The organism is Bacillus thermozeamaize, assembly GCA_002159075.1.
Lineage (GTDB): Bacteria > Bacillota > Bacilli > ZCTH02-B2 > ZCTH02-B2 > Bacillus_BB > Bacillus_BB thermozeamaize.
Genome location: LZRT01000003.1, coordinates 1 through 2,495, shown reverse-complemented (window position 1 = coordinate 2,495; position 2,495 = coordinate 1). Strand labels below are relative to the sequence as shown.

3 protein-coding genes are annotated in these 2,495 nt (G+C 55.7%); 2 read left to right on the top strand and 1 reads right to left on the bottom strand.

Annotation, left to right across the window (positions count from 1 at the left end; translation table 11 throughout):
- Positions 1-1,066 (top strand): group II intron reverse transcriptase/maturase (locus BAA01_16865; protein OUM91214.1); only part of this gene is annotated, 1,066 nt, incomplete at its 5' end.
- A gap of 205 nt (positions 1,067-1,271) precedes the next feature.
- Here the strand turns inward: BAA01_16865 and BAA01_16860 are convergent.
- A complete protein-coding gene (locus BAA01_16860) occupies positions 1,272-1,451 on the bottom strand; it encodes a hypothetical protein (protein ID OUM91212.1) in 180 nt (59 codons plus the stop codon).
- On the opposite strand from BAA01_16860, the gene BAA01_16855 reads away from it, so the two are divergent.
- On the top strand, positions 1,426-2,495 hold a 1,070-nt coding region (locus BAA01_16855), incomplete at its 3' end, for a transposase (protein OUM91213.1). The two genes, BAA01_16860 and BAA01_16855, sit on opposite strands and share 26 nt — an antisense overlap.

Below are 2,495 nucleotides of genomic sequence, written 5' to 3'. Positions count from 1 at the left end.
CAAACGGGTGGAAATCCCCAAACCCGGAGGCGGGGTAAGGCTGCTGGGCATCCCGACCGTCATGGACCGTCTGATCCAGCAAGCCCTGCTGCAGGTGCTGACACCGATTTTCGACGTTGGGTTTTCCAGCTCAAGTTTTGGGTTTCGTCCGGGAAGGCGCGCCCATGACGCGGTGCGAAAGGCCCAGGCGTATATCCGGGACGGATACCGCTGGGTGGTGGACATGGACCTGGAGAAATTCTTCGACCGGGTGAACCATGACATTCTGATGGCCCGGGTAGCGCGGAAAGTGAAGGACAAGCGCGTTCTGAAGCTGATCCGGGCGTACCTTGGCGCAGGGGTCATGGTGAACGGCGTGGTTCAGGCCACGGAGGAAGGGACGCCGCAAGGCGGACCGCTCAGCCCGCTTCTGGCGAACATTCTGCTGGACGACCTGGACAAGGAACTGGAGCGAAGGGGACTGAAGTTTGTCCGGTACGCGGACGACTGCAACATCTTCGTGGCCAGCAAACGGGCGGGAGAACGCGTGATGGAATCGGTGACGCGTTTTGTGGAAGGCAAGCTGAAGCTGAAGGTGAACCGGGACAAAAGCGCGGTGGACCGGCCGTGGAAGAGGAAGTTTCTGGGGTTCAGTTTTCTGCCGGACCGGGAAGCGACCATCCGGTTGGCTCCAAAGACGGTGGAACGCTTCAAGGAACGGGTCAGGGCCATCACATCCAGGACCCGGCCTGTCACCATGGAGCAACGAATCCGGGAACTGAACCGGTACATCACGGGATGGGTCGGGTATTTCCGCATTGCGGCCGCAAAGTCGCACTGCGAAACTCTTGACCAGTGGATACGCCGGCGGCTGAGGATGTGCCTATGGAAGCAGTGGAAACGGATACGGACGCGCTACCGTGAACTGCGGGCGCTGGGGGTACCGGAACACTTCGTCCATATGATGGCAAACTCACGCCGGGGGCCATGGGAGATGTCCCGCAACCTGAACAACGCCCTTGACACCCGATATTTTCAGGCGCAAGGGCTGGTCAGCATGCTTGAATGTTACTTGGCATTTCGTTAACTCTTCGGAACCGCCTGGTGCGGACCCGCATGCCAGGTGGTGTGAGAGGACGGGGGCTAGCCGCCCCCTTCTACTCGATTTAACTCAAATTCTTGTATTTTAAACTTCATCGGGAATGGGAAGGTAAGGGACGAGTTGCGTTTTGACGCCGATATTTATTTGCTGCTTTTGACAATCTCACGGTTTATGGAAAACGATGAAATCCTTAATTGGAAAATATGTAATTGATATTTTCGACAAAATAAAAATCACCTGAATCCGTGATCATCAACTGATGAAAATGCGAGAAAAAGCAGGCAAATACACTTCCGAAGGCGAATGACATAAACAAGATAACATTCACCTGCGGGGTGTCATATATGAAAATCAAGTTCGTTCGCTCCAAGGAGCTTATCCTTTCCACCCATGCCGGTCTGGCAACCGTAGGGGCATTGCTTGCACATGCCAGATTAGCCAAGCGTTTAAACCATACACGCCTCTCGGAGATGGAGAACCCCTATCATTCTCATGCCGACGTGATGAAAAGTTACATCGGGCTTCTCTGCCAAGGCAAGAGTGATTTCGACCATATTGAGCCGTTTCGGAACGACGATGTATTTCCGATCTGTTTGCAACTGCAAAAAGTGCCCTCCAGTCCGACGCTTCGGCAACGCCTGGATCGTGCTGCGACAGAAGCGGCGGGATGGAACGAGATTCTTCTGGAGGAATCGGCCGATCTGATTCGCCGCGTCGAGGCGCCGCTTACCGGTGTTCAGGCCGGTTCGGTCGTCTGCGTACCGCTGGACATCGACGTTTCTCCCTTTGACAATTCCGGCACCCGAAAAGAAGGCGTCTGCCGCACGTACAAAGGTTTCGACGGCTACGCGCCCATATTTGCTTACCTGGGCCAGGAGGGTTACGGCGTCAACGTCGAACTGCGGGAAGGCAGCACGCATGTCCAGAACGGGACGGCTGCTTTTTTGACCCGGAGCATCGCGTATGCGCGGCGCGTGACGGATCTGCCGATTCTCGTCCGCATGGACGCGGGAAACGACAGCATCGACAATTTGCGCGTATGTCACCGTGAACAAGTGGACTACATCATTAAAGCCAACCTCCGCAAGGAACCGAAAGAGCTGTGGCTGCGCATCGCCGAATCCTCGGGCATTTGCTGCCAGCAGCGTGAAGGCAAGAAGGAGTATGTCGGTTTCATCGAGTTTACGGAAAAAGGATTTGACCGACCGCTCCGGCAAGTCTTCCACGTGATTGAGCGAACCATTGATCGGGATGGGCAAATGTTGCTCGTTCCGGAGATTGAAGTGAACGTGTACTGGACGTCGCTTCGCTGCGGACCGTGGCGGGTCATCGAGTTATACCGGGATCACGCCACCAGCGAACAGTTTCACAGCGAAATCAAGACGGATCTCGATCTGGAGCGGTTGCCGGCCGG